We start from the raw sequence: 22616 nt of genomic DNA on the forward strand, positions 1-22616 counted from the left end.
TCACGCCTCCATCACGCGTCGCAACGCTTCACCGACCCGGGCCGGTCCCGGAAAGTACGCCCACTCCTGCGCATGCGGATACGGCGTATCCCAGCCCGTCGTGCGCTCGACCGGCGCTTCGAGGTGGTAGAAGCAATGTTCCTGGACCAGCGACACCAGTTCCGCACCGTAGCCGCAGGTGCGCGTCGCCTCGTGCACCACGACGCAGCGCCCGGTCTTGCGCACCGACGCGACGATCGTGTCGAGGTCGAGCGGCCACAGCGTGCGCAGGTCGATCACCTCCGCATCGATGCCCGTCTCTTCAGCCGCGGCGAGCGACACGTGAACGGTCGTGCCGTAGGTCAGCACCGTCACGTCGTTGCCGGGACGCACCACGGCAGCCGTATCGAGCGGCACCGTGTAGTAGCCCTCGGGCACCGCGCTTGCCGGATGCTTGAGCCACGACGTGACCGGCCGATCGTGATGGCCGTCGAACGGCCCGTTGTACAGCCGTTTCGGCTCGAGGAAGATCACCGGATCGTCGTTCTCGATCGATGCGATCAAGAGCCCCTTCGCGTCGTACGGATTCGACGGCATCACGGTGCGCAGCCCGCACACCTGCGTGAACATCGCCTCCGGGCTCTGGCTGTGCGTCTGGCCGCCGTAGATGCCGCCGCCGCAGGGCATGCGGATCGTCATCGGCGCGATGAACTGGCCGGCCGAGCGATAGCGCAGCCGCGCGCCTTCCGACACGATCTGGTCGGATGCCGGGTAGAAATAGTCGGCGAACTGGATCTCGCACACCGGGCGCAGCCCGTACGCGCCCATCCCCACCGCCGCGCCGACGATCCCGCTTTCGGAGATCGGCGCATCGAACACGCGCGACTTGCCGTATTTGTTCTGCAGTCCTTCGGTACAGCGGAACACGCCGCCGAAATAGCCGACGTCCTGCCCGAACACGACCACGTCGCTGTCGCGCCCGAGCATCACGTCCATCGCCGAGCGCAGCGCCTGGATCATCGTCATCGGCTGCGTTGCCGTGCCTGTCTCTTGTTGCGCCATGATCACGCTCCCAGTTCCTGGCGCTGACGGCGCAGGTGCGCGGGCAGCTCCTTGTACACGTCGTCGAACATCGAAGCCGGCGACGGAATCCGGTCGTCGGCCAACGTGCCGTACTTCTCCGCTTCCTTCTGCGCGGCGATCACCTCGGCCTCGAGCTCGGCCGTCAGCGCTTCATGCGCGCTGTCCGACCAGATGCCCTTGACGATCAGGTGGCGCTTGAAGCGCTCGATCGGATCGCCGAGCGGGAAATGGGACCAGTCGTCGCTCGGCCGGTACTTGGTCGGATCGTCCGACGTCGAATGCGCGCCCGCACGGTAGGTCACCCACTCGATCAGCGTCGGGCCGAGATTGCGGCGCGCGCGTTCGGCCGCCCAGCTCGACGCCGCGTAGATCGCGAGGAAGTCGTTGCCGTCGACGCGCAGAGACGCGATCCCGCAGCCGACGCCGCGCCCCGCGAACGTCGTGCCTTCGCCGCCCGCGATCGCCTGGAACGTCGAGATCGCCCACTGGTTGTTGACGACGTTCAGCACGACCGGCGCGCGGTACACGTGCGCGAACGTGAGCGCGGTGTGAAAATCGGATTCGGCCGTCGCGCCGTCGCCGATCCACGCGGACGCGATCTTCGTGTCGCCCTTGATCGCCGACGCCATCGCCCAGCCGACCGCCTGGATGAACTGCGTCGCGAGGTTGCCGGAGATCGAGAAGAAGCCCGCATCGCGATCCGAATACATCACGGGGAGCTGGCGGCCTTTCAGCGGGTCGCCTTCGTTCGACATCAGCTGGCAGATCATCCGCTCGAGCGGCACGTCGCGCGCGATCAGGATGCTCTGCTGCCGGTAGGTCGGGAAGCACATGTCGCCGTCGCGCAGCGCCATCGCGTGCGCGGTGCCGATCGCCTCTTCGCCGAGGCTCAACATGTAGAAGGAGATTTTCTTCTGGCGCTGCGCGATCATCATGCGCGCGTCGAAAATGCGGGTCTTGAGCATCGCGCGCAGGCCGGCGATCAGCCGCGCATCGTCGAGATCCGGTGCCCACGGGCCGACGGCCTTGCCGCTGTCGTCGAGCACGCGCACGAGGCTGCGGGCGAGATCGGCGGTGTCCGCCGCGGCAACGTCGATCGGCGGGCGGCGAACGGCGCCGGCCGGCGATAGATGCAGATAGGAAAAGTCCGTCTTGCAGCCCGGGCGCCCGGTGGGCTCCGGCACATGCAGACGCAATGGCTCTGACAGGCTCATCGTGTCGTCTCCACGCTCGATTGTGTCTCACGCTGATTAGGAACGCGCGGCCGGTTGCCGGCCTGCGCGCGGGCTGGCGTGCGGATAGGCACGTCAACCTTGGAAATCTATGCCTTGTGGCGACGGACGTCGATGCCCAAGCCGCTCGATTGCGGTGAGCAGATTTGCCATGTCGGGCGCGGGTGCCCCGCCAGGCGGGCACCGGCCGGCAGCCCGGGGTTGCCGGGCCGGTGCGAACCGGGGCCTGACGGGAAATCGCGGAGGTCGCGACGACCGAGGCCGGGCGACAACCGGCTGCGCCGGACGAGGCCGGCATGCCGCGCCTGAGCGGGCGGCCGTCGATATCAGGGGCATGTCGATCGCGGACGACGGCCGCATATCGATGTGACCCATTCGATCACGATACAGGCGCGGAGCACGGCGAGTCGGCCACGCCCGCTTGCCGGGAGAACCATCCCCGCATCTCCCGGCACCCTTGAGCGTCAGCGGCTTTGCGCGGGCGTGAACACGCCGCGAAAACGCATCTTCCCGGACGCGAGGCGGTCATAGGCTTCCGTCGCCTGGTCGAGCGAGAACGTCTCGACGATCGGCTTGACCTTGCCTTTGGCGGCGAGATCCAGCACTTCGCTCAGGTAGCGCAAGCCGCCATGCGTGGAGCCGATGACCTGCTGGCGCATCATGTGGAACGGCTTGCGCTGCGACGCGATCGAGAACGGCTTGCTGAAGTCGAGCCCGCAGAGGATCACCCGGCCGTCGACCCGCACGCCCGTCATCGCTTCCTCCGCAGTACTGAACTCGTTGGTCGTGACCAGCAGGACATCCGCGCCGCCCAGGTCGCGCAGCTCCGCGCCGTTTGCGACGACCCGGTCCGCGCCCAGCCCGATCGCGAGGTCGTGCTTGTCGGCCGAATGCGTGATCGCGATGGTCTCGAAGCCGCACGCGCGGGACAGTTGCAGCGCCACGTGCCCCAATCCGCCGATGCCGAGCACAGCCACCTTCTCGTGCGGTTGCGGCGCCGCATCGCGCAAGCCGCTCCATGTCGTGTAGCCCGCGCACATCATCGGTGCGGCATCGACATACGCCAGAGCGTCGGGCAACAGCACCGTGCCCTCGGCCGCGACGGCGATGTACTCCGCATGCCCGCCCTGCGATGCGAACCCGGTGGTCCGCGGCGCATCGCAGTTCACGGCCGTCTGGCCGGAAAGCGGACGATGCTCGCGGCAGTACGGGCAGCGCCCGCACGCGGACTGCACCCACGTCGTGCCGATCCGGTCGCCCACCCGGCGCGCATGCACGCCCGCGCCCACTTCGACGATTTCGCCGACCACCTCGTGGCCCGGTGTCTGCGGATAGATGTCCCCGCCGTAGCCCTGCGTGGCCCACACGTCCGTGTAGCACATCCCCGACGCGTGCACCTTCACCAGCACCTGCCCCGGACCGGCTTCCGGCACCGGCACTTCCTGCACTTCCCAGGGCCGGTTGGCCCCCGTCATCACGATCGCCTTCATCTTCATTGCCTGCTCCTTGATCAACCGAACGCAGGGCCTAGTCTAGAAAAGGCGCATTATCATGACAATCTCGCCAATCTTTACGTCACGATGAAATCAGCTCATCAATTGAAAAGCGGCGATCTCTTCTCGCTCAATGTGTTCCTTTCCGCGGCGACGCACCTCAGCTTCCGCACGGCATCGGTCGAGCTCGACGTCACGCCGTCGGCGATCAGTCATTCGATCAAGAGCCTCGAGCAGCGCCTGGGGGTACGCCTGTTCAATCGCACCACGCGCAGCGTGTCGCTGACGGACGCCGGCGAACGGCTCGTCGACAAGCTCCGCCCGGCGATCTCGTCGGTTGCGGAGGCGATGCTCGCGGTCGACGGGATGCGCGACACGCCCAGCGGCACCGTGCGCATCAACGCCAGCGAAGGGGCGATCCGCCTCGTGCTGAAGCCGGTGCTCGCGCGCTTCCTGCGCGACTACCCGCAGGTCCATCTCGACATCGTGACGGACGGCAAGCTCGGCGACATCGTCGCCGGTGGATTCGACGCGGGGATCCGGCTGGCCGAAGCCGTGCCGCAGGACATGATCGCGGTGCGCGTGTCCGATCCGGTGCGTTTCGCCGCCGTCGCGTCGCCGGCCTATTTCGCCGCGCATGGCCGCCCCGACGTGCCGCAGGACCTGGGCCGGCACGACTGCATCCGCTTTCGCTTCGACAGCGGTGCGATCTACCGCTGGGAGTTCGAGCGCCGCGGCGTCGTCGAAACGGTGAACGTCAGCGGCCCGCTCACGCTGACCGACCAGCCGTTGATGGTCGACGCCGCAATCGACGGGATCGGGATCGCGTTCGTGCCCGACCATCTCGTCCGCGATGCGCTGGCCGACGGGCGGCTCGAACGCGTGTTGGCCGACTGGTGCCCGGTCATGCCGGGGCTGTGCCTGTATTACCCCGGTCATCGCCATGTTTCGGGCGGGTTGCGTGCGCTGATCGACAGGGTGCGGGTTCAATCGCCCGATGCCCATCGAGCGGCATTGCAACCGGCGCAACGCCGCAAAAGCAGGAAACCCGCGAGCGACTGATTGTCTGTGGATTGTCGGATCGTCGCCGAATCGCACGGCAGTCCATTCGAGCAGCGCGCGGATGCGGTGCGTTCCGCCGGCATCCAGCGCTTCACCCGCATGGCGCAGCAGCAACCCAATGTGAGCCCGTGCACCGCGCGTCAGCACGATACCGTGGTGCGACGCCGTATGGCGCAACGCTTCCGGAACGGGTCGGCCCGCAAAACAAACGCGAGTACCCAACGCGTCGTCATGCATCAATAATGGCTGTCGACCTTCGTATTCGGCGCCTGATGTGCAGCGCCGAGCCTTCCTGACAGGAGACGCCCCGATGCTGGATTCCGACACCGCATGCCTCCTCGCACGCTACAACGACTGGGCAGACCGCACGCTGTTCGATGCGCTGGAGAATGTGCCGATGCACGAGATCGTCGGCCCGAGCAACACGCTGTTCGGCTCGATACTGGCGACACTGAATCACAACTATCAGGTCGATCTGATCTGGCATGCGCATCTGACGGGGCGCCGGCACGGGTTCAGCTCGCGACGCGACCTGCTGTGCCCGACGCTGCCGGCACTCGTCGCCGCACAATGCGACGCCAATGAGTGGCTGATCGAATGGGTCGACGGACAGGATGCCGCGAGCCTTGCGGAAACGGTGTCGTTCGAATTCGTTTCCGGTCGCGCGGGGCAGATGGCGCGTGGCGCGATGCTCTTGCACCTGTACAACCACAAGACGTACCACCGTGGCTGGGTGTGCCAGATGCTGTTCGAACTTGGCGTGACGCCGCCGGAGACCGACCTGCCGGTGTATTTGAGTCGATGATGACGGAACGCGCCGGCGCCCCGTCCGGCGCCCCGCTTGCATCGCATGCTGACGCTCAGCTGCATCGATCGGCACGCACACCTAACGATGGCCGACATCCAGCATGTAGCCTTCGCCGCGAATCGTGCGAATCAGGCGCGGCTCCTTGATGTCCTCGCGCAACTTCTGACGCAGGCGCGATATCTGTACGTCGATACTGCGGTCGAACGTGTCGATCGACTTGCCGCGCGCGGTATCCATCAGGTATTCGCGGCTCAGTACTCGCCCCGGTGCGGCAAGGAACGCGTTGAGCAGGCGAAATTCCGCGTTCGACAACGGAATGACCGTGTTGTCGGCGGCAATCAGGTGGCGGCCGATCTGGTGAAGCCGCCATCCGGCAAAGCGGCTTTCCTCCTGCGCCCTCGTCCGGCCTTGCGTTTGCGCACGCACGCGGCGCAGGATCGTCTGGATGCGCGCGACCAGTTCACGCGGCTCGAACGGCTTGACGATATAGTCGTCGGCACCCAGTTCCAGCCCGACAATCCGGTCGGTCATCTCGCCGCGAGCGGTCAGGATGATCAATGGAATCTCCGATGTCGCACGAATCTCGCGGCAGAGATTGAGGCCGTCGTCGTCCGGCAGCATCAGGTCGAGCACCACGAGATCGAAGCCGCCCTCCCCGAGCGCGTGATGCATTTCCGCGCCGGTGCCGGCTTGCGCGGTCGTCATGCCGAAGTCTGCAAGGCAGTCGCACAACAGGCTGCGAATCTGCGAGTCGTCGTCGACGACGAGAATACGAATCGCTTTGTTCACGGCGTCTTGTCTCCGATGTTGCGGCGATGAGATGTGCCCCGCACTCATTATTGCCCGTCAATATAAGGGCTTTTTGCACGAATTGTTGCAGCGTTGAAATAATTGCCCCGGCACCTTGCCCCACAAGGTCGTCCGGAAAAATCGGGACGCCTGACGAGCATGCGCGTCATGGATAACCCGCCCGGTATTTTCCCGAAGAGACGCCGCCGAGCATCGTCCGCCTTCGCCGCCCCGTCTGGTTTCGCGCGTCCTGCCGCAACATTGCCCAACCGGAAAGACTTTGTGTCAGCGCAGATACAAAGCCGATATGAACCAGAAATGCCCGGGTCTTAACGTGGCTCCCAAGTCATATCGACGCAGGAGACACGCGGGACATGAACTACGCACAACCCAAGCCACCTGTCCGGCGCATTGGCGGCATCGCCTTCGTGGTCGGATTGCACGCCGTGATCGTCTACGCCTTGCTCACCGGTCTCGCGACGAAAGTCGTGGACGTGATTCGTCAGCCGATCGAGACGCGGATCATCGAGGAGATCAAGCCGCCGCCCCCTCCACCACCGCCACCGAAGCGGATCGCCCCGCCACCGCCGAAGCACGTCGCGCCACCGCCGCCGTTCGTGCCGCCCCCGGAAGTGCGCGTCGCGGCGCCGCCGTCGCCGAACGCGATCACCACGCAATCGACCAAGCCTGCGCCGTCGGCACCCGTCGCGCCGCCGGCACCGCCCGCCGCTGCGGCGCCGGTGTCGACGAGCGTCGGCGTGGTGTGCCCCAACTCGACGCAGGTCCGCGCCGCCATTCGCTATCCGCGTGAAGCGCTCAAGGACAACCTGACCGGCGACGTCGTCGTGACCTTCGTGGTCGGCACCGACGGCAACGTCAAGGACCTGAGCGTGACCCAGTCGGCCGCGCCGGTTCTCGACAGGGCCGCGGAAAACGCAGTGCGGCAGTTCCACTGCGTCGCACAGGGCGAGGAAGTCCGCGTGCAGGTGCCCTTCTCTTTCAAGCTCGATTGACGGTGCCCTCGACAGCCGTTCCCTTTCTACTTGCCAACGCATTTCAGGAGACACTCATGATCAACCGTACCCGCAAGGCCGCCCTGGTGACGGCTCTGTTCCTCGCGGCCAGCGCCGCGCACGCCGCCACCGATACGGTGGCGAATCCCTACGGCCTCGATGCGCTCTGGAAAGGCGGGGATTTCATCGCACGCGGCACGCTGCTCATTCTGGTCGTCATGTCGATGGGCAGCTGGTACATCATCGTCGCGAAACTGCTCGAGCAAACGCGTGTGCTGCGCCGTGCGAAGGCGGCGGAAACGGGTTTCTGGAAAGCGGCCAGTCTCGGCGAAGGCACGAAAAAACTGGACGCCGGCAGCCCGTTCCGCTTCATCGCCGAAACAGGTCTCGCGGCATTCGACCATCACGAAGGCGCGCTGGTCGAACAGGTCGACCTCAACCAGTGGGTCGCGGCGGCCATCGAGCGGGCCACCACGTCGGTCTCGAGCCGCTTGCAGGACGGCCTCGCGTTTCTCGGCACCGTCGGTTCGACCGCGCCGTTCATTGGCCTGTTCGGCACGGTGTGGGGCATCTATCACGCACTGACTGCGATCGGCATCGCGGGCCAGGCGTCCATCGACAAGGTCGCGGGGCCGGTCGGCGAAGCGCTGATCATGACCGCGATCGGGCTGGCTGTCGCGGTGCCCGCCGTGCTCGGCTACAACTGGCTCGTGCGCCGCAACAAGGCGGTGATGGAGCGCGTGCGCGGGTTTTCGACGGAACTGCACATCGTCATCCTGACCGGCACGACCACGGCCGGGGCCGCCGCCGCGACCAAGGCCGCCGCCCTCACCCGCGTGGGGTGAACCATGGCCATGACCGTAGGCCCCCGCGACGGCGCCGAGCACGACGAGACCATGTCGTCCATCAACACGACGCCGCTGGTCGACGTGATGCTGGTGCTGCTGATCATCTTCCTCATCACGATTCCGGTGGTATCGCACACCGTGCCGGTCACGCTGCCCAAGGAAGCCGTGCAGCCGCTGCAAACGACCCCGCAGAACGTGATTCTCGCCGTGACGAAAGAAGGCGACGTGTTCTGGGACGAACGGCGCGTACCGGACGCGGCAACGCTCGTCGAGAAGCTCAAGGCGGTTGCGGTGCAATCGCCGCAACCCGAAGTCCACATCCGCGGCGATCTCGACGCGCGCTACGCGGCCATCGGCCGCGTCGTGTTTGCCTGCCAGCGGGCGGGCATCGTCAAGGTCGACTTCATCACCGAACCGCCGCCGCGCCAATGATTCCTCCACACCGACAAGGAGACCCGAGATGGCCATGACGATGCCCACCGGCAACGCCGACGAACCCGACGTGATGATCGAGATCAACACCACACCGCTCATCGACGTGATGCTGGTCCTGCTGATCATGCTGATCCTCACCATTCCGATCCAGACGAACGCGGTCAAGCTCGACATGCCGACCGGCGCGCCGCCGTCGCAACTGCAGACACCGCCCGTGGTGCAGATCAATATCGCGGCCGACGGCACCATCGCATGGAATGGCGAGACGCTGAGTTCGCGCGAGCAACTGGAAACGCGATTGCACGACGTCGCCGCCAACCCCGCGCCGACCGAACTGCATCTGCGGCCCGACAAGGCGGCGCCTTACCGCGCCGTCGCCATGGTCATGGCGTCCGCGCAGCGGCTCGGCGCGAACCGCATCGGGCTCGTGGGCAACGAGCAGTTCATGCAGTAACCGCTTTCTCATCACGGAGCCCTCATGTTCGACGCCAACCCCGACGTGCTCGCCCCCGTGGCGACCCCGAGCCCGCCATCGGAATCACCTGCCGGACCACTCGCGTGGTTCGGCCTGGCGATTCTCGTGATCGTGGCGTTCTTCGCGTTCGTCGACCGTCAGATGCTGATCCTGCTGACGGAGCCCATCCGCCACGATTTCGGGCTGACCGACACGCAAATCGGCCTGATGCAAGGCGCGGGCATCGCGCTGTTCGCCGGCGTGGCTTCGCTGCCGATCGGCTGGGTCGCCGACCGCGTGGATCGCCGTGTGGTGCTGGTCGCGTGTGTCGTCGTCTGGAGCGCTGCCACTGCGATCTGCGGCATGACCACCCACTTCTGGCAGTTGTTCATCGCCACCGTCGGGCTGGGGATCGGCGAAGCCGGACTGGTGCCGGTGATCTACGGCCTGATTCCCGATCTCTTCCCTGCGCGCCAGCGCGTGCTCGCCAATGCGATCTTCGCGCTCGCCAACCTGTTGGGCTCAGGTGCGGGGATGGCGCTCGGCGGCGCACTGATGCACGGCATCGCGGCAGTGCACGGCGCGTTGCCGGTCGGGCTCGCCGATCTCGCGCCGTGGCGGCTCGCGTTTTTTGCGGTTGCCCTGCCCGCCCCCGTGCTGGTCGTGCTGGTTCTGCTCATTCGACCCGGAAGGCACGGCGACACGGAAGCATCCGCCGCGCGGCAGCGGCCATCCGCGCCGCTGCCGTCCGCACCGGTCTACTTCCGGCGCGAAGCCATCATGATGCTCAAGTTCTTCGGTGCCATCGGACTGGTCAATCTGTCGTTCGGCGGTGTGGCGACGTGGATGCCGGTCGTGGCGGTGCGAACTTTCGGCGCTACGCCGGCCGAAGCCGGCGGCGGCATGGGGGTGGCGGCGATGGCCGGCGGCATCGCGGGTTGCGTGCTCGGCGGACTCGTTGCCGGCCGCATGAAAGCGCGCTTCGGCGTGCTCGCGCCACTGCGTGTCTGCGAATGCGGCGCGCTGGTCGCCGGCGGCCTGTCGTTCCTCTATCTGGCGGTCGGCTCGCTTACACCGGTCTACGCGCTCTTCGGCGCACAGCTCGCCTGCATGGTCGCCGGCATGGTGCTGTTTCCCACCATCATGCAGAACATCTGCCCTGCCCACCTGCGCTCGCGCGTGGCGGCGATCGGCGCGCTGACGACGATCGTCGTGCAATCGGGCAGCCCCGTGTTCATCGGCTTCATGTCGGATCGTCTGCACGCGTTCAGCCAGGGCTTGCTGGGGTCGATCGTCTGCGTCGCGGCGTTCGGCTTCTTTGCCGCCTGCATTCTGATGCGCGCGGCCGGCCGTGGTGTCCGAGAAGCAATCGAACGCTATGCGTAATTCCCTTCTTCCTCCCGCTCCCATGTCACCCCGCACACGCTCGCTCTCGCTGCGCATCGAACGTTGGCCGCTGGCGGCTCCCTTCCATATCACCGGCCACGTCATCGACGCCGCTCGCGTCGTGAGCGTGACCGTCGACGACGGGCACCACGCCGGCAACGGCGAAGCATCCGGGGTCTTTTACCTGGGTGAGACACCTGAATCCATCGCCGCGCAAATCGAAAGCGCCCGGGCGTCGATAGAAGCCGGCGTCACGCGCGCGCAGTTGCTCGACGTCTTGCCGCCCGGCGGCGCGCGCAACGCGGTCGATGCGGCATTGTGGTCGCTTGAATCGCAACAGCAGGCCGTGCCTGCCTGGCGCATCGCGGGCCTCTCCGCGCCGCGCCCGTTGCGGACCACGATGACGATCGGCGTGGATACGCCGAGTGCAATGGCCGGGGCCGCCCGGAGACTGCCCCACGCCAGGGCGCTGAAGGTCAAGCTGGACGGCAGCGCCGCCGACGCCGCGCGCCTCGCGGCAATCCGTGAGGCGCGCCCGGAAGTCACGCTCGCCGTCGACGCGAATCAGGGCTGGTCGCGCGCGCACTTCGACGCGATGCTCCCCGTGCTGCAACGGCTCGATGTCGGCATGCTCGAACAGCCGTTTGCGATCGGTGCGGACGCCTGTCTCGACCATATCGACTGTCCGATCCCGCTCGCGGCCGACGAATCGTTTCAGGATCTCGGCGACCTGCCCGCGGTCGCGCGCCGCTACGACATCGTCAACCTCAAGCTCGACAAATGCGGCGGCCTGACGCGCGCGTTCGACCTTGCCACGCGTGTACGCGAAGCCGGCCTGTCCGTGATGGTCGGTTGCATGGCAGGCACGTCGCTGGCGATCGCCCCTGCCTTTCTGCTCGGGCAACTGTGCGATCACGTCGATCTCGACGGACCGATCTTCCTCGCCCGCGATCGCGAGCCGGGCGTCGCCTACATCGACGGCCTGCTGCACTGCCCGCCCCAAGCCTGGGGCCACGCGGGCGTCCCTGCTTCCTCTCACTGAGCGATCGACATGACATCGGATTCATCCACCACGACGACGCAGCTCGACGCACTGTTCGCGCGTTATCACCGCGCCGATGCACCCGGATTGATCGCCGGCATCGTCCATCGCGGCCAACTGCTGTATCGACGCGGTTTCGGCATGGCCAGCCTCGAACACGGCATCGCCAACACGCCGGCCACACGCATGCGCATCGGTTCGGTCAGCAAGCATTTCACCTGCCTCGCCGTGCTGCTCCTGTGCGAGTGCGGCGCGCTCGACGCCGACACCCCCATCGGCACGTATCTGCAGGAACTGCCGCCGGCCGCGGGCCGACCGACGCTGCGGCAGTTGATGTCGCACCGCGGCGGACAGCGATGCGCACTGGACCTGGCGCTGCTGACGCAGGGTCTCGCCATGTCGCCGCCTGGCGCGTTCCTGGCGTCGCAGCAACGTCAACGCGACGAAAATTTTCCGCCCGGGGAACGCATGATGTATTCGAACGGCGGCTATCACCTGCTTTCGCTCGCCGTCGAACGTGCGAGCGGGATGCGGTTCGCCGCATTCCTCGCGACCCATCTCTTCGCTCCCCTGCTCATGCACGGCACCGCGAGCGTACCCAACGACATGACACTCGAGCACGGCATCGCGACGATGCATATTCGTGACAGCGACGGCGGATTCCGGCGCGGTATCTTTCCGACGTGGGAACTGCTGGGTGAAGGCTCGATCGTCTCGACCGTCGACGACATGCTGCGATGGACCGCGCACCTGCGATGCCGCGACAAGATCGTCGGCAACGCCGATACCTGGATCCAGATGCTGGCGTTGCCCGTGTTCTCCAGCGGCCAGCGCAGCCGATACTCGCTCGGTCTCACGCAGAGCCTCTATCGAGGTGTCGAGCTGATCCAACATTCCGGTGGCGTCGTCGGTGGAACGTGCCAGATGCTGGTGTCGGCGGCGCACGGGCTCGACGTCGTATTGCTCAGCAACGGCGCGCTCGACGCACCGCTCGAACTGTCGAGGCGTGTCGTCGACATCGTGCTGGCGGACGACCTGGATGGCGACGGCCCGCCTGTCGCGGCGCGCGCCGCCGATCATGTGGCGCGCCTCGGCAGTTACCGGTCGTCCCGCACCGGCGCCGTGCATGTACTGGAGGATCATGACGGCGCGCTGGTGTTGACGGGACCGCTTTGCCCCAGGCCGCCGATGACGCTCTACGACAGCGCGGACGGCCTGAACGACGTCCAGGTCGAAGCGGGCGGCGACGGGCCGCTGGCGTTGCGGTGGGGATCGTCTTGCACACCGGACGATCTCTCCATCCTGCGCATCGTGCATTGCGGCCATGTCGACACGCTCGCACGCCTCGGCGAAGCGCCCGCGATGACGCCGCCTCTCGCCGCCGCGATGTCCGGCACATTCGCAAGCCACGATGCCCACGCCCGCGCCATCATTCGACTCGACGACGAAGCCCTCGTTCTTCGCATGCACGGCGCGGTGGGCCGTTGCGACTACCGCCTCACGCCGCTGGCCCACGATGTCTTCCGGCTGGCGCCGGTCGATCCAGTGGACATCATGACCGGAATCGTCACGTTGACCCGCGATGCCACGCGCGCAAACATCACCGGCTTTCGCGTCGATACGCCGCGCACCCGGCATCTGGCCTTCACGCGGGTGCACGTCGATGCCTGATACGTGCCGGCGCCAAACAGCGCCGGCACGTATTCACATCGCCGACGCAAACGGATTCGACACGCGCGGCCAGTAGTTGAGGTCACGATGACGATAGTCGAGTTCGGCGAAGTTCACCATGAGCGCACCGGGCGCAGCGACATGAAAGATGGCCGTCGAACGCGGCGCGAATTCGGTTTGAAAATGCTGCGTCGATTTCACGACCACCAGCTTCTTGCCGGGAAAGTCGATGCCGAGGCCGGTGAATACGTCCACGCCCAGCACCTGGGTGCGAACCGAGATCAGCGCGATGTCGAGCCCGTTGTCCGCTTCTACCCACACCGCCCGGCCAAGCGGCTGCTCGAGACCCATGATGCTTTGCGTATGCCGCTCGACCACACTGCGCACCGTGACGCGCAGGTCCACCGGGTCCCCCGAGTACACACTGCATTTACCGCCGATGCGCAGATTCAGCGTTGCCCCGACACCCGCGTCCTTGCAGATCTGGATGGCGCCGAGATCCCAGAAGCACCCGATCGCAACATTGGCAATCCGTCGCTCGATCACGCGACGCAGAATGAACGTACTGTCACACGGCGCACCACCGCCAGGATTGTCCGCGACATCCGCCAGTACGACCGGGCCACCGTCGACCGCCAGCGCTCGATCCAGTCCGGCATCGATATCGAGCCATGCGGGGCGTGTCGCGTCGCGCAGTTCCCAGAACTCGCGCGCCAGTTGCGCCGCCAGCGCCTCGGCCTTGGCGAGATCGCTGTCCGTCACCACCCAGAGTTTCGCGCCGGCTTCCGGCACGTCGCCCCACGGGAACCCGTGGCCGAGCGACACCGACAGCACGCCGTCGCGTCCTTCGAACGACTTCATGCGCCGGACAAACCCCGCCATTGGTTCGCCCGTGGTGTGCCAGGCACCGACCATCCGGCAGTCCGACACGCCGATCGTCGGGCGGATGCGTCCGGCAGCCATCTCGAGCGCCAGCCGATAGGCTTCGCGCGCCCGATCGATGGCATCGACATGCGGATACTCCTTGTACGCAATCAAGACGTCTGCCGATGCCTTCATCAATTGCGTGAAGTGACAGTGCGGGTCGAGCGTGACCGAGATGGGGACGTCCGGGCCGACGATGGCGCGAACGCCGGCGAGCAGATCGCCTTCACAATCGTCGTAGCCCTCCGCCACCATCGCGCCGTGCAGCAGCAGAATTACGGCATCCAGCGGCAACGCGGCCTTTACGCCATCGAGAATTTCGTCTCTCAGGGACGCGTAGACCGCACGAATCGTGCGGCCGGACGGCTGGGCTTCCGCACATAGACCTTCCACGATGTCGTGACCGTCGGCCTCCGCAAGGCGCCGCACTTCCGCGAGCACAAAGCCCATGCCGTCGGGTTCGCGCACACTCGCGTCGCCATGAAAAATGGTGAACTCTTCGAAGCCGCCCCATCCGGTCGGGCACGGGGCAAAGGTATTGGTTTCCGTCGAAAGCTGAGCCGTGAATATTTTCATGACGAGGTCTGCCGAAAGGGATTGAAGGGCGTAAAACGACTATAAGCACGCGCTGTTTCCGCTTTGTGAGCAATCTGTATCAAGCGTGAAACAGAGCAGTGCCAACGATCGCTCCGCGCCCCTCGCCCTATCGACGCGGCAACGTGACCTGCGCCACCAGCCCGCCTTCCGACCCGTTGCGCAACACCAGTTCGCCGCCGTGACGCTTCACCACGTCATTCGCGATGGCAAGGCCCAGCCCCGTCCCGCCCGTGTTCCTGTTGCGGGAACTTTCCACCCGGTAGAACGGCTCCAGCGCCCGCTCCAGCTGCGACTCCGGTATGCCCGGGCCGTGATCGACAACCTGGATACGCACGCACGACGGCGTGTCGATCAGGCGGATGTGTGCGTCTTCACCGTATCGAATCGCGTTGGCAACCAGGTTCGTCAGGCAGCGTTTGAGACCCAGCGGCTGGGCCGATATCGGCGGCACCTCACCGCTGATCGTCACCTTCTGACCGAGTTCGGCCGCATCTTCCGCGATGGCATCCACCAGTGCGTTGATGTCGACCGGACTGAACACTTCAACCACTTCTTCATTGCGCAGAAACGACAGCGTGGCCTCCAGAAGCTGTGTCATCTCGTCGATGTCGTCTCTGAGCCGGGCACTCAATTCGACATCCTGAGCAGATCGAAGGCGAAGCGTCATGCGCGTCAGCGGGGTACGCAGATCGTGCGATACGGCGGCGAGAAAGCGGTTGCGCTCGCTCATTTGCCGCCGCAGCGACGCCTGCATCGTGTTGAAGACGCTGGCGGCCTGACGCGCCTCGACCGGGCCGATTTCCTTGATGGGCGGCGCATCGATATTCCTCGACAGTTCAGCAGCCCCTACGGTCAGCGTGCGGAACGGGGCGGCCAGCATGCGCGCGCCGATCCAGGACGAGATCAGCGCCGGCATCACCTGGATCATCACCGCGGCGCCCCACTGCAACGATGCGCTCATCCCCGGAGGCGGCTTGAAGGGAGCGGTGCTGTAGAGCTTGAAGAGCAGCAGGCCGGCACTGATCTGCATCACGAGGATGATCGAGATCATCACGAAGAACAGGCGATAGAAAGCCGAATCGAAGCGGGGTCTGTGCATGGTCATGGCCGACAGCGAGCAATGGCTTCGATTATCGCCCGCGAATGTAGGGGCCATGTGTGCCGTTTATTGCAAACCCGAAACATGTCTTCGTCCCGCGTCCACCTCGTCTGCCCGCCTGACCCGCCATCACGCTCACCGATCGTTTGTATCACCGACGATACAAACGCCACATGAACCAGAAATAACCGGCACTTACCGTTCCCCCTGAGTTGCGCTACACGGCATCGCGTTCAGTCGATCGCAAAATCAGGAGGAGACAATGATGAAGGTGAAGAACCGGACGAAGCACCCTGCGGCTTCGGCAACGTTACCGCTGCGGCACGGCGGGCGTTACGCCCCCCTCTTCGTCGGACCGGTATTCGGGTTGGCATCGTTGGGCGTGCACGCGCAGGAACAGGCGCAAACGCCCGTGCCGACTCAGCAGATCGCCGCGCCTGATGCGGCGTCCGCTGTGACGCCTGCCCCGGTACCGAATGCCCCTGCAGCGGAGACGTCGAAAGCGCAAGGCAAGGATGGCGCGACGCTCAATACCGTGGTGGTGACCGCGACACGCCGACGCGAACCGGCTCGCGAAGTCCCGATGCAGGTCAATGTCCTGTCGGCCGACGAACTGCAGAAGAGCGGCGCGAAAACGATGTCCGACTATCTCTCTGCGGAGCCGGGTGTCGACTTGAACGCCAGTGGCGGCAGCGGGTCGGGCCAGGTCAGTATCCGCGGCGTGACGACGGGCGTTCAGACAGGGCCGACGGTCGGCATGTATATCGACGACGTCGCGTTCGGCGGCAGCACCCTGTTCTCCCAAAGTGCAACGTTCGCGCTCGACATGAGCCTGCTCGACCTCAACCACGTCGAGATCCTGCGCGGTCCGCAGGGCACGTTGTATGGCGCGGGGGCGATGGGCGGCTTGCTGAAATACGTGACCAACGAACCGGACCCGAGTCAGTTTTCCGGGCAGGTCGGCACCGGCGTGTCGGGAACGGCGCATGGCGGCGTGAGCGGTTCGGCCAACGCCGCGTTGAACATCCCGCTGAAGACCGACGTTGCCGCGCTGCGCGTCTCCGTGTTCGGGCAGCACGATGGCGGTTATGTCGACGCCGTGGGCCCCAAGGCGGACACCCACATCGATCGCGGCGACACCTACGGCGCCCGCGCGTCGTTGCTGCTGACGCCGACCCGGGATTTGACGGTCCGGTTGTCCGCGGTCTCGCAAAACATCAATCGCAACGATCCGAACTACGTCGAATACGGCGCCAACGGGCAGCCGGTCTGGGGCGACCTGACAACGCGACAGTTTGCCCAGCAGCCCTTTCATCAAAACATCCAGCTCTATTCGGCCGGGATCGAATACGAACTCGGCTGGGCGCGCCTGAACTCGATCACGTCGTATCAACGCATCAACACGAGCGCGCCGCAAGACCTGACCGGTGTCTATGGGCCGCTATTTGCAGCACAGGGGCTGGATCTCGGTTCGGTAGTCGCCAAGGATGTGGCCACCACGAACAAGGTGACCCAGGAGTTTCGCCTGACCTCGCCGGGCAACCAGCGCCTCGAGTGGCTGGCCGGCCTCTTCTATACGCACGAGCGCAGCAACTCGAGCGAAGGCTTCCTGACGACGTTGCCCGACGGCACGCCCGGCCCGAACCTGTCGGAGCTCCAGGCGCCCAGTACGTACAACGAGTACGCAGCCTACGGCGACCTGACTTATCACCTCACGCCGCGCCTTTCGCTGACGGGCGGCGTCCGGATCGCCCACAACACCCAGACCTACGAACAGACGACCTCCGGTACGCTCGCCGGTCCGACACAGACCATCTCGGCACCGTCGTCGGACACCAGCAAGACCTATATGTTCACCGCGCGCTATGCGCTGACCTCCAACAGCAATGCGTACGTCCGCATCGCCAGCGGATACCGGCCCGGTGGCCCGAATGCCCTGCTGATCGATCCCCTCACCGGCATGCGTGCAGCGGGCAGCCCGACCTTCGCGCCCGACACGCTATGGAGCTACGAGGCGGGCTACAAGGCCGACCTGCTCGACAAGCGGCTATCGCTGGAGACGTCGGTCTACGACATCGAGTGGAAGAACATCCAGCAGCTCGGCACGGTCGATGGCGTCAACCAGGTCATCAACGCCGGCAACGCGCGCATCAAGGGCCTGGAGTTCTCCGGTACGTTCCGCCCCAACCCGCACTGGAACTTCAGCGCGAACCTGTCGCTCATCGACGCCAGCCTGACGACCGGCAACGCGAGCGCCGGTACGACAGCGGGCCAGCCATTGCCGAACTCAGCCAAGGTCGCCGCGACGCTCTCGGGCACCTATCTGTTCAGCGCACACGGGTATCCGTCGTATGCGGGTATTACGCAGCGATTCGTCGGCCGGCGTCATAGCGGGTTCGACGCCAGCTCGGGCCGGCCGGATTACCCGTTGCCAGGCTACGCGATCACGGATCTCCAGGCGGGCGTGGACTTCAGGAAGTTCAGCCTGGCGTTCTATGTTCGCAACCTGTTCGACCGCCGCGCGTTGATCGCGGCCGGTACTTCGCTGATACCGCTGGGCGGCCCGGCGCTCGTCAGCGTGATTCAGCCTCGCACGATCGGCGCGGCACTTACCGTTCCGTTCTAAATCATAGGGATAACTGAAGATGACACAAGAATCGCACGACATCGCCAAGCAACTGGATACCCTGTTCGAACGCTTCAACAAATGCGATGAACCCGGCCTCGTCGTGGCCGTGGCGCATCGAGGCGAAGTCCTCTACCGACGAGGCTTCGGCATGGCAAGCCTGGAACACGGCGTAGCCAATACGCCGGCCACGCGCTTGCGCATCGGCTCGACGAGCAAGCACTTCACCTGTCTCGCCGCGCTCCTGCTCGCCGAGGACGGCAAGCTCGACATCGACGCCGGGATTCGCACGTACCTGCCTGAACTGCCGCTGCTGGCAGGCGACCCCAGCTTGCGCCAGCTGATGACGCATACGGGCGGCTACCGCTGCTATCTCGACCTCACGCTGCTCGCGCAAGGCGTAGCGACGCTGCCGCGTGGCGGCGTGCTGGCGGCAGAAGTCCGGCAACGCGACGTCAATTTCCCGCCGGGCGAGCGGATGATCTATTGCAACGGCGGATATCACCTGCTGTCGCTCGCGATCGAGCGGGTCAGCGGCGTCCCCTTCGAGACCTTTCTGAAGGAACGCATCTTCGACGTGATGGGGATGGTCGACACGGAGTCGGTCGCCGACGACATGCGCATCCGCCCGCGGATGGCGACCCAGCACGTGCCGGACGGAACAGGCGGATTCACGCGCGGCCTCTTTCCGTCGTGGGAGGTGCTCGGTGAAGGCGGGATCGTGTCGACGGTCGACGACATGCTGCGCTGGCTCGCGCATCTGCGCGGCCCCAAGCGGGTCGGCAGCGAAGCAAGCTGGCGCCAGATGCTGACCAAACCGCACTATTCGAGCGGCGCGGAAGGCGTCTACACCCTCGGGCTGATGCTCACGCCCCATCGCGACGTGGAGGTGCTGCACCATGCCGGCGGTGTGTTCGGTGGCACCTGCCAGATGCTGACCGTGGCCACGCACGCACTGGACGTCATCATTCTCACCAACGGCGCGGCAGCCAATGTGGTTGAACTGGCTACGCAGATAGTCGATATCGTTCTGGGCGATGCCATCCTTGGCGCGAAACCTGCCGCGCCGCTGCAAACTGCCGGGCACGAAGCGTTGCTCGGCAAGTACCACTCGCGTGTATCCGGGACGTATTGCGTGATCGACGATCACGACGGGCAAGTCAACGTGAGCTTGCATAACGCCAGACAGATGCCTCAGGCGCTCATCGAGACGGAAGCCGGATTGCGGGTCGACGAAGGGGCAGGCGGAACGCTGCTGATCAAACCTCGAGCGTCGGCGGCAGCGGCACGTGTGACGGCTATCGAGCTGGTGGACTGCGGGCACGCGGAGACGCTCGAGCGCTTGCCCGATCACGCACCGTCGCTCTCCGATGCGTCGGCCGGTCTGACCGGCACGTATCACGGTCACGATGCCGCGGCACGTGCAACGATCGCGGTGACGAACGGTGAACTCATGTTGACCATGCACGGCGTCGCAGGCAGTGCCGACTACCGGCTGGAGCCGGTGGCCGACGATATTTTCACGTTCGACCCCACCGGTCAGTTTGCCGTCATCCACGGCGTCCTGACGGTGGAACGCTCGGGTCACGAGGTGACGCGCTTTCGCATCGATACGTCGCGCACGCGCAACCTGACCTTCATGCGCGAGCGGTGTGATTCGTAGATATCGCGTCACTTCATCGTGTGACGTTTGCGTGGTGGGGCTTGCAGCTTCGTCAGGAGGCGCGCGTTCCACCACGCGCATGTGATGATTCGCCGCGACGCCGCCGGAGACCGCCCCGCCGGTCCATTCGACGCGTCGCCGATGACGGTGGCTTCGTCGTTCGGTCGAAGGCAATCGCAATCGATGCCACGCCACAAAAACAAAAAACCCGCGAGCGCTAGGTTTCTCGCGGGCTTTCGACCCTTCATCGAATCGCACTGAAAGCGATCGTGGTGCCGGGAACCGGACTCGAACCGGCAAGCCAGTTAAGGCGGCGGATTTTCGTCACACTGCTTCTTTCAAAGCCGGCGTCGCATGCGCGATGCCGTTCGTGCGCTGGACTATGCCTTCACCGTCGCGCGCGGGCGTGCCTGCTGCCCGTGCGCCTTAGGCGCCCCCCGTCTAGTCTCTACACCTTCCTCGCGGGTACCGCGAGGCTTGGCTCGGCGTTGCCTCGATGCGCGCATCAGGGGTTTCGCCGAATTTGAAGGGTTCTGCACCGACCGTTTCCGACCGGGCACTCAATCGTTTAAGTCCGCTATGTTTACCAATTTCATCACCCCGGCAAGAGGGCGGACGCGATTCTACCATTGCTCGCGCCCCCCTTCCTCATTTGTTCCGTCGCAGATTGCCCGACCGGCGACGCGCTGCCACGGCAACCTCCCGAGACCGATCCGGTCCGGTGAAACATCGCCCCATGCACCGGCGCCGATGCTTGCCGGCACGATCGGCCGCGCGTTCGATCACATGCGCCTTACATCCAGAAAATGAAAGGCTTCGATTTCGCCTGACATCCGCATGCTCGACCGGCGCGGCCGATGCCCCGATTTCCGACGGAATTTCGATACGCAGGCGATTCGCCACCTTTCGTTAAGCCAGCCTTAAGCAACACCGTGATAGCCGATCCCGGCATTGCGAACGGCACGCCGCACGTTCGCGACTTTTTCACCGAAACGAAATATGTGCGCCTTAGCCTGACCCGCGCCCATGTAACCAGCGGTAATAGATCAACCCGATTCGGTCGGCGCGAATCATCTATTCAGGAAAACGAAATGTTTAGAAAGCCTCTGTTCATTGCGATGTCGGCATCGGTCTTTCTTGCGGCATGTGGTGGAGACGACGCGACCTCGACCCCCGGTATCGCACCGACCAATACGGCGGCCGTGCCGAACACGGCCACCGCGTCCGGCTACGCGCTGTCCGTGTTCGCGAAAGCGCCGGTCTCCACCGACAAGCCCGACTCGATCGTCCAGTTCAACAACACTGTCTTCATCGGGTATCAGAAGGCCGGTGACGTCAAGGATGGCTCGGTCCCGGGGCTGACCAACGATGTCGTGCAGTACGACCTGGGCGGCAACGTGCTCAAGACGTATACGGTGCCGGGCCACGTCGACGGCCTGATGGCCCGCGCCGATACGAACACGCTATGGGCAATGGCCAATGAGGACGGCAATCCCGAGCTGACGATCATCGATCTCAAGGCCGGCACGCAGAAGACCTACGCGGCGACCGTCAATCCGACCGCACACGGCGGCGGCTTCGACGACATGCAGTTGCTCAACGGGAACGTCTACGTGAGCGCGTCGAACCCGACCACGCCCGGCACCGCCGCACCGACCGTCGGACAGCTCACGCTGAACGCGAACGGCACGACGTTCGACGTCGCACCGGTGCTCGCCGGTAACGCGCAGGCCACCGACGTGACCCCGTCCGTCGGCGGATCGCCGAATCCCACCTTCAACCAGCAGGTGACACTGAGCCTGACGGACCCCGATTCCGAAGCGATCAATTCCGCCGGCGATCTCGTGCTCGACAGCCAGGCCGACGGCAAGCTGGTGTTCATCCACAATCCGGGCGCGAGCCAGACCGTCAGCGTGCTGACGCTTACGCTCTTCAGCGACAAGGACGGCCCTGTCTATCCGGTCGACGATACGCGCTGGGTGCCGGCGCCGGGCCCGCAAGGCAAGACCTTCATGCTGTTCACCGACGCCAGCAACACGACCTACCGCGTCGATGCGCCGTTCTCTCAAGGTGACGCCTACAGCGCCGGCCAAGGCCAGGTGATGAAACTGGATCCGAAGTCCGGCCACCTGACGCCCGTCGCGACGAGCATCGGCAACGCATCCGCCCTTCAGGACCCGCACGGCATGCTGTTCGTCGCGCTGTAACGCCAACCTGCCCTGCGGCGGCGCCGCGTGCACGCCGCGGGCCAGCGGCGAGACGCGGCGCACGCATCCCGCCCGCATGCGCGTGCACGCCGGGCCGCCTCGCGCCCGACGACGGACATCGCGCACCGCGCCCGCGTTCGCCGATACAATCCACAGCGGCGGCGCGCGGCCGATCCTTCACATGAATCCGCCCTGCCCGACGTTC

At 65.4% G+C, this 22616-nt stretch carries 18 protein-coding genes; 12 read left to right on the top strand and 6 right to left on the bottom strand.

Going from position 1 to position 22616, the window contains the following annotated elements:
• The 3 genes from BDI24065_RS20825 to BDI24065_RS20835 form a co-directional block, all read right to left on the bottom strand.
• Entirely contained in the window at nucleotides 1-1041 is a 1041-nt protein-coding gene (locus BDI24065_RS20825; protein WP_043182180.1) for an alpha-ketoacid dehydrogenase subunit beta, read from the bottom strand.
• 2 nt (nucleotides 1042-1043) lie between these two features.
• Nucleotides 1044-2276, bottom strand: a complete 1233-nt coding sequence (locus BDI24065_RS20830; protein ID WP_175032861.1) for a 3-methyl-2-oxobutanoate dehydrogenase (2-methylpropanoyl-transferring) subunit alpha — start codon at nucleotides 2274-2276, stop codon at nucleotides 1044-1046.
• Between the two features lie 482 nt (nucleotides 2277-2758).
• Complete coding sequence (locus tag BDI24065_RS20835; protein WP_175032862.1) at nucleotides 2759-3790, bottom strand: alcohol dehydrogenase catalytic domain-containing protein; 1032 nt, start codon at nucleotides 3788-3790, stop codon at nucleotides 2759-2761.
• An 84-nt stretch (nucleotides 3791-3874) separates the two neighbouring features.
• On the opposite strand from BDI24065_RS20835, the gene BDI24065_RS20840 reads away from it, so the two are divergent.
• A complete protein-coding gene (locus tag BDI24065_RS20840; RefSeq protein ID WP_175032863.1) occupies nucleotides 3875-4849 on the top strand; it encodes a LysR family transcriptional regulator in 975 nt (324 codons plus the stop codon).
• A gap of 310 nt (nucleotides 4850-5159) precedes the next feature.
• A complete protein-coding gene (locus tag BDI24065_RS20845; RefSeq protein ID WP_175032864.1) occupies nucleotides 5160-5654 on the top strand; it encodes a DinB family protein in 495 nt (164 codons plus the stop codon).
• A gap of 81 nt (nucleotides 5655-5735) precedes the next feature.
• On the opposite strand, the gene BDI24065_RS20850 is transcribed toward BDI24065_RS20845, so the two are convergent.
• On the bottom strand, nucleotides 5736-6446 hold the full coding sequence (locus tag BDI24065_RS20850; protein ID WP_205169303.1) for a response regulator: 711 nt from the start codon (nucleotides 6444-6446) through the stop codon (nucleotides 5736-5738).
• Between the two features lie 374 nt (nucleotides 6447-6820).
• Between BDI24065_RS20850 and BDI24065_RS20855 the strand changes: the two genes are divergently transcribed.
• The 7 genes from BDI24065_RS20855 to BDI24065_RS20885 are packed head-to-tail and all read left to right on the top strand — an operon-like array spanning nucleotide 6821 to nucleotide 13295.
• Complete coding sequence (locus BDI24065_RS20855; protein ID WP_122944934.1) at nucleotides 6821-7459, top strand: energy transducer TonB; 639 nt, start codon at nucleotides 6821-6823, stop codon at nucleotides 7457-7459.
• 56 nt (nucleotides 7460-7515) lie between these two features.
• A complete protein-coding gene (locus BDI24065_RS20860; RefSeq protein ID WP_175032866.1) occupies nucleotides 7516-8304 on the top strand; it encodes a MotA/TolQ/ExbB proton channel family protein in 789 nt (262 codons plus the stop codon).
• Nucleotides 8305-8307: 3 nt separating this feature from the next.
• A complete protein-coding gene (locus BDI24065_RS20865) occupies nucleotides 8308-8739 on the top strand; it encodes an ExbD/TolR family protein (RefSeq protein WP_122944932.1) in 432 nt (143 codons plus the stop codon).
• A gap of 28 nt (nucleotides 8740-8767) precedes the next feature.
• Nucleotides 8768-9196 (top strand): ExbD/TolR family protein, encoded by a 429-nt coding sequence (locus BDI24065_RS20870; protein ID WP_175032867.1) that lies wholly within the window; start codon nucleotides 8768-8770, stop codon nucleotides 9194-9196.
• 24 nt (nucleotides 9197-9220) lie between these two features.
• A complete protein-coding gene (locus BDI24065_RS20875) occupies nucleotides 9221-10582 on the top strand; it encodes an MFS transporter (protein WP_175032868.1) in 1362 nt (453 codons plus the stop codon).
• 22 nt (nucleotides 10583-10604) lie between these two features.
• The gene (locus tag BDI24065_RS20880) at nucleotides 10605-11624 is read left to right on the top strand and encodes a dipeptide epimerase (protein WP_254609816.1); all 1020 of its coding nucleotides are present in this window, start codon (nucleotides 10605-10607) and stop codon (nucleotides 11622-11624) included.
• Between the two features lie 9 nt (nucleotides 11625-11633).
• The gene (locus BDI24065_RS20885) at nucleotides 11634-13295 is read left to right on the top strand and encodes a serine hydrolase domain-containing protein (protein WP_175032870.1); all 1662 of its coding nucleotides are present in this window, start codon (nucleotides 11634-11636) and stop codon (nucleotides 13293-13295) included.
• Between the two features lie 33 nt (nucleotides 13296-13328).
• Here the strand turns inward: BDI24065_RS20885 and BDI24065_RS20890 are convergent, their stop codons facing one another.
• Both BDI24065_RS20890 and BDI24065_RS20895 read right to left on the bottom strand, forming a co-directional pair.
• On the bottom strand, nucleotides 13329-14795 hold the full coding sequence (locus BDI24065_RS20890; protein WP_175032871.1) for a M81 family metallopeptidase: 1467 nt from the start codon (nucleotides 14793-14795) through the stop codon (nucleotides 13329-13331).
• Nucleotides 14796-14922: 127 nt separating this feature from the next.
• Complete coding sequence (locus BDI24065_RS20895; RefSeq protein WP_254609818.1) at nucleotides 14923-15921, bottom strand: ATP-binding protein; 999 nt, start codon at nucleotides 15919-15921, stop codon at nucleotides 14923-14925.
• A 256-nt stretch (nucleotides 15922-16177) separates the two neighbouring features.
• Here BDI24065_RS20895 and BDI24065_RS20900 point away from each other — a divergent pair, with 256 nt between their 5' ends.
• From BDI24065_RS20900 to BDI24065_RS20910, 3 genes are all read left to right on the top strand, one after another.
• Nucleotides 16178-18541: a TonB-dependent receptor gene (locus tag BDI24065_RS20900; RefSeq protein ID WP_175032872.1), complete on the top strand. Its 2364-nt coding sequence runs from the start codon at nucleotides 16178-16180 to the stop codon at nucleotides 18539-18541.
• Nucleotides 18542-18560: 19 nt separating this feature from the next.
• Nucleotides 18561-20204 (top strand): serine hydrolase domain-containing protein, encoded by a 1644-nt coding sequence (locus BDI24065_RS20905; protein WP_175032873.1) that lies wholly within the window; start codon nucleotides 18561-18563, stop codon nucleotides 20202-20204.
• A 1091-nt stretch (nucleotides 20205-21295) separates the two neighbouring features.
• Nucleotides 21296-22411, top strand: a complete 1116-nt coding sequence (locus tag BDI24065_RS20910) for a hypothetical protein (RefSeq protein ID WP_175032874.1) — start codon at nucleotides 21296-21298, stop codon at nucleotides 22409-22411.
• Nucleotides 22412-22616: the final 205 nt, after the last annotated feature.

Origin of the sequence: Burkholderia lata, assembly GCF_902499025.1 — a bacterium.
GTDB lineage: Bacteria > Pseudomonadota > Gammaproteobacteria > Burkholderiales > Burkholderiaceae > Burkholderia > Burkholderia lata_C.

Excerpts from the sequence above, each read along its gene's own strand:
- BDI24065_RS20900 (WP_175032872.1), top strand. The coding sequence starts at position 16,178 with ATGATGAAGGTGAAGAACCGGACGAAGCACCCTGCGGCTTCGGCAACG.
- BDI24065_RS20910 (WP_175032874.1), top strand. The coding sequence starts at position 21,296 with ATGTTTAGAAAGCCTCTGTTCATTGCGATGTCGGCATCGGTCTTTCTT.
- BDI24065_RS20880 (WP_254609816.1), top strand. The coding sequence starts at position 10,605 with ATGTCACCCCGCACACGCTCGCTCTCGCTGCGCATCGAACGTTGGCCG.
- BDI24065_RS20860 (WP_175032866.1), top strand. The coding sequence starts at position 7,516 with ATGATCAACCGTACCCGCAAGGCCGCCCTGGTGACGGCTCTGTTCCTC.
- BDI24065_RS20830 (WP_175032861.1), bottom strand. The coding sequence starts at position 2,276 with ATGAGCCTGTCAGAGCCATTGCGTCTGCATGTGCCGGAGCCCACCGGG.
- BDI24065_RS20875 (WP_175032868.1), top strand. The coding sequence starts at position 9,221 with ATGTTCGACGCCAACCCCGACGTGCTCGCCCCCGTGGCGACCCCGAGC.
- BDI24065_RS20835 (WP_175032862.1), bottom strand. The coding sequence starts at position 3,790 with ATGAAGATGAAGGCGATCGTGATGACGGGGGCCAACCGGCCCTGGGAA.
- BDI24065_RS20825 (WP_043182180.1), bottom strand. The coding sequence starts at position 1,041 with ATGGCGCAACAAGAGACAGGCACGGCAACGCAGCCGATGACGATGATC.
- BDI24065_RS20840 (WP_175032863.1), top strand. The coding sequence starts at position 3,875 with ATGAAATCAGCTCATCAATTGAAAAGCGGCGATCTCTTCTCGCTCAAT.
- BDI24065_RS20855 (WP_122944934.1), top strand. The coding sequence starts at position 6,821 with ATGAACTACGCACAACCCAAGCCACCTGTCCGGCGCATTGGCGGCATC.
- BDI24065_RS20890 (WP_175032871.1), bottom strand. The coding sequence starts at position 14,795 with ATGAAAATATTCACGGCTCAGCTTTCGACGGAAACCAATACCTTTGCC.
- BDI24065_RS20865 (WP_122944932.1), top strand. The coding sequence starts at position 8,308 with ATGGCCATGACCGTAGGCCCCCGCGACGGCGCCGAGCACGACGAGACC.
- BDI24065_RS20885 (WP_175032870.1), top strand. The coding sequence starts at position 11,634 with ATGACATCGGATTCATCCACCACGACGACGCAGCTCGACGCACTGTTC.
- BDI24065_RS20895 (WP_254609818.1), bottom strand. The coding sequence starts at position 15,921 with ATGACCATGCACAGACCCCGCTTCGATTCGGCTTTCTATCGCCTGTTC.
- BDI24065_RS20870 (WP_175032867.1), top strand. The coding sequence starts at position 8,768 with ATGGCCATGACGATGCCCACCGGCAACGCCGACGAACCCGACGTGATG.
- BDI24065_RS20845 (WP_175032864.1), top strand. The coding sequence starts at position 5,160 with ATGCTGGATTCCGACACCGCATGCCTCCTCGCACGCTACAACGACTGG.
- BDI24065_RS20905 (WP_175032873.1), top strand. The coding sequence starts at position 18,561 with ATGACACAAGAATCGCACGACATCGCCAAGCAACTGGATACCCTGTTC.